Source organism: Desulfosarcina sp. (assembly GCF_041551955.1).
Lineage (GTDB): Bacteria > Desulfobacterota > Desulfobacteria > Desulfobacterales > Desulfosarcinaceae > Desulfosarcina.
On record NZ_JBFELV010000509.1, the window covers coordinates 1 to 3,374 of the forward strand.

Consider the following 3,374-nt stretch of genomic DNA (forward strand, 5'->3'; position numbering starts at 1 on the left):
CAACAGGAACCTTTGCGGCTGCCCAAAGGGAGGTCATCAATGAAACCATCCAACGTACAAACCAGTTTAAAAATCCTCATCAAGTGCCGGCAACCCGTCTTTCTGTGGGGTCCTCCCGGGGTCGGCAAATCACAGGTTGTTCAACAGATAACAAGAGAACTTGAGGTAGATTGCACCGATGTCCGCGCCGTTCTGCTCGATCCCGTGGACCTGAGAGGCCTACCCCACATCAACGGCGATCATCGTGCGCATTGGGCCACACCCGATTTTCTGCCCCAAGATGGAAAGGGAGTGCTCTTTTTGGATGAACTGAACGCAGCACCGCCCTTAGTACAGGCGGCCTGCTATCAGCTCGTCCTTGACCGGCGCATCGGTGAGTACATATTGCCTGAAGGCTGGGCTGTCATTGCAGCCGGGAATCGGGAAAGTGATCGTGCCGTCACCCACCGGATGCCTTCCGCCCTGGCCAACCGGTTCGTCCATATCAATTTTGATGCTGACGTCGAAGACTGGACCGCCTGGGCATTGAGGCGTGGGATAAAGAACGAAGTCATCGCATTTATAAGATTCCGTCCGGAACTGCTGCATCAGTTCGAAGGCCGGGCGGACGAAAAAGCCTTTCCAAGCCCCAGGTCCTGGGAGTTTGTCTCCAATGTATTGGGGCAAAACCCCTCCTCGGATGTGGAATACGATCTTTTAGCCGGCACCGTCGGTGAAGGGGCGGCCATCGAAATACTGGGTTTTCTGCGGATTTTTCGGTCCCTGCCAAGCCCGGATGCTGTCTTGATAAATCCGTCCGGGGCAATAGTGCCTGAAGATCCGGCCGCCCTCTATGCCTTGTGTGGCGCCCTGGCAAAAAAGGCCAGCGACAATAACTTCGGGCGTCTGATTGCGTATGCCCTGCGGCTGCCGGCGGAATTTTCAGTTCTGCTGGTTCGCGATGCGATTCATTACGCACCCGAGGTTCAAAACACGCGGGCTTTTATCGAATGGTCGGCCAATCACCAGGACGTGCTGATTTAATAAGAGGAGAAGAAAAATGACAGAGATTACACAAAAGGCTATGCTGGTGCGCCTGCACATCAAACAATGGGGCGCCAGGAAGCAGGATAAACAGGTAACCCATAAAATTGAGAAGGCCTACAACGCTACAAATTCAGGGAGTTTCAATAAGCGGCTGGTAGCGGAAGACGCCATCAAAACAGTCTCCAAAACAGCCAATGCGGTTCGTAGTTTTCACTATGAAAACACCCTGCCCTGGGGCGACGATGGATCCAGAATCCTGCTGTCGAAGAACTATCTGCCCTATACCAGCGAGATGAGAATGTTAAAGGCCAGCTTCGAGGAAGCCGTAGCGCGGTTCATTGCCGACTACAAGGACCTGGTTGAAGATGCCCGGGTACGTTTAAATGACATGTTCAACCGCGGAGATTACCCTGATGGTGCACAAATCGAAAACAAATATGGCCTTGAGGTGTTCATCGATCCCCTGCCCTCGGCAGCGGATTTTCGCGTGACCCTTCAGGCGGAAGAGATCGATCAAATCCGAAAGCGGATACAAGCGCGCAACCAGTCGGCCTTTGAGGAGGCCATGCGGGATGTGTGGAACCGGCTCTACCAGAGCGTCAAACACATGGCTGACAAGCTCCACCAGGCGGATGCGGTGTTTCGCAATTCCCTGGTGAACAACCTGTGTGAGTTGTGTGCGCTCCTGCCCAGGCTAAACCTCAGCGACTCCAAGGAACTGGAGGATATGCGCCATCAAGTCGAGGATAAGCTCTGCCGCTTTGAACCGGATGAGTTGCGTACCAACCTGAAAAAACGCTCCCAGGTGGCCACCGATGCGTCGGCCATTCTGGAAACCATGAAAGGATACATCGGAAATGGATAAAATGAACAAGGCACGGATTGCGGTGTCCCTCGATCATCCCTTTTTCGGTAGCCTGGCCTTGCGCATGGGACTGGTTGCCGATCCGGATTGCCAAACCGCCTATACCAACGGGATTGTCATTGCCTATAACCCGGACTTTGTAAACAGCCTCAATACCGACCAAATCAAAGGTTTGGTCGCCCACGAGGTGATGCATGTGGCCCTGGCCCATCATTTAAGGCGGGGCGCTCGAGAGTTCGGCAAGTGGAACGCTGCCTGTGATTACGCGATCAACGACATTTTAAAAGAGAGCGGATTTGTCTTACCTGCGGGAGTGCTGGGCGGCATGGGCACAGACCAGTCCGCGGAAGCTATCTATATGCGACTGCCGGAAGTAAAAGTTAAGTCCAATGGCCCGGATGAATTCGGGGAGGTCCGGGACTATCCGGGCAAGAATGGTAAAAAAGCCACTCCTGCGGAAATGGCTCAAGCCCTGCAAGAGGTCAAGGTAATGGTTGCCCAAGCCTACACCCAGGCCAAGGCCATGGGGAATATTCCGGGCGGACTGGAGCGTTTGGTGCAAACGATCACCCGTCCTCGGGTCGATTGGCGAGAAGTTCTCAGGCGATTCATGCAGCAGGTTACGTGCAACGATTATTCATGGACGCCGCCCAATCGAAGATATGTCCACCTGGGACTCTATCTGCCGGCCCTGGCTTCCATGGCCATCGGAGAGGGGGTTATCGCGGTGGATACTTCCGGATCTATAGGTGATCGGCAAGTGGCGCAGTTCGCATCCGAGATAACGGCCATCGTGGAAGCCGTGGAAACCAATGTCAAGGTGGTTTACTGCGACACCCGGGTTAAGCGCGTGGAGACTTTTTGTCGACACGATATGCCGATAAAGATCCATCCCATCGGCGGCGGGGGGACGAATTTTCGACCGCCCATCGAATGGGTGGATGAAAAGGGACTGCGCCCCGCATATTTGGTTTATCTAACCGACCTGGAAGGAACCCGCTTTCCCGATGATCCCGGTTATCCGGTATTGTGGGCAAAGCTGGGTATGGGAGGGATAAATCCTCCGTTTGGGGAATGCCTGACCGTTGCTGAATGCTGACCTGGCAAACACTTTTTTAAAGACGATAAGTTCGATATTAAAAGCTCTCGGCTCCGGATCTTTCGGGACCGGGAGTTTTTTTTTCTGGTCATTCTTTGTTCCAGACCGCTTGGGTTAATCCCGGTAGCCCCAAGATCCAAAGCATAGACAGTGCAAAACCATAACCTCGACCCATTCCACCCAGTCGGAGGCGATTGACGCCGCTCGCGGCATCGCCCAAAAACAAACGAGCGAGGTCGTCATTCATCGTCCTGACGGCCGCATCCGGGACAAGGACAGCTATGGCAACGCCCCCTGTCCGTCCCAGGACGCTGATCACTGATCCAAAACCATCGCGTAAAATTAAGGCAGGGTGTTGGTCCCCTTTTTTTACATTTTTAATAA

General features: G+C 53.8%; 4 protein-coding genes. All 4 read left to right on the forward strand.

Features of this window, described 5'->3' with window-relative positions:
* The first annotated feature begins 39 nt into the window (after positions 1 to 39).
* The 4 genes from ABYV26_RS23290 (at position 40) to ABYV26_RS23305 (ending at position 3,312) form a co-directional block, all read left to right on the forward strand.
* Positions 40 to 1,023, forward strand: coding sequence for an AAA family ATPase (locus tag ABYV26_RS23290; protein ID WP_372683747.1), 984 nt, complete (start codon positions 40 to 42; stop codon positions 1,021 to 1,023).
* A gap of 16 nt (positions 1,024 to 1,039) precedes the next feature.
* Positions 1,040 to 1,891: a hypothetical protein gene (locus ABYV26_RS23295; RefSeq protein WP_372683748.1), complete on the forward strand. Its 852-nt coding sequence runs from the start codon at positions 1,040 to 1,042 to the stop codon at positions 1,889 to 1,891.
* Complete coding sequence (locus ABYV26_RS23300; RefSeq protein WP_372683749.1) at positions 1,884 to 2,990, forward strand: VWA-like domain-containing protein; 1,107 nt, start codon at positions 1,884 to 1,886, stop codon at positions 2,988 to 2,990. Before ABYV26_RS23295 ends, ABYV26_RS23300 begins: the two co-directional genes overlap by 8 nt.
* A gap of 211 nt (positions 2,991 to 3,201) precedes the next feature.
* Positions 3,202 to 3,312 carry a DUF2188 domain-containing protein gene (locus ABYV26_RS23305; protein WP_372683750.1) on the forward strand — a complete coding sequence of 37 codons (111 nt, stop codon included), beginning with the start codon at positions 3,202 to 3,204 and terminating at the stop codon, positions 3,310 to 3,312.
* The last annotated feature ends 62 nt before the right edge of the window (positions 3,313 to 3,374 follow it).

Coding starts and splice junctions, on each gene's coding strand:
- ABYV26_RS23290 (WP_372683747.1), top strand. CDS start 40: ATGAAACCATCCAACGTACAAACCAGTTTAAAAATCCTCATCAAGTGC.
- ABYV26_RS23295 (WP_372683748.1), top strand. CDS start 1,040: ATGACAGAGATTACACAAAAGGCTATGCTGGTGCGCCTGCACATCAAA.
- ABYV26_RS23300 (WP_372683749.1), top strand. CDS start 1,884: ATGGATAAAATGAACAAGGCACGGATTGCGGTGTCCCTCGATCATCCC.